Origin of the sequence: Shigella sp. FC1967 (genome assembly GCF_001743005.1) — a bacterium.
In the GTDB taxonomy this organism is placed as follows: Bacteria; Pseudomonadota; Gammaproteobacteria; order Enterobacterales; family Enterobacteriaceae; genus Proteus.
Map to the genome: position 1 here is coordinate 1 of NZ_MIIZ01000308.1, position 241 is coordinate 241.

Genomic DNA, 241 nt, shown 5'->3' on the forward strand with positions numbered 1-241 from the left:
AACCTGCCTGTGTGAAAACTTGCCCAACAGGCGCGATTCATTTTGGTTCGAAAGAAGCCATGATCAATCTTGCTAGTGAGCGTGTTTCTGAACTGCAAACGCGTGGTTACGACAATGCAGGTCTTTACGATCCACAAGGTGTGGGGGGTACACACGTAATGTATGTTCTCCATCATGCTGACAAACCCAATCTGTACCACGGTTTACCAGAAAACCCAGAAATTAGCTCTACCGTTAAATT

The 241-nt window shown here is 45.6% G+C and carries 1 pseudogene; it reads left to right on the top strand.

Annotated features, from left to right (window positions below):
* A pseudogene (locus BHE89_RS02740) lies at nucleotides 1-241 on the top strand (formate dehydrogenase subunit beta); the annotation flags it as partial.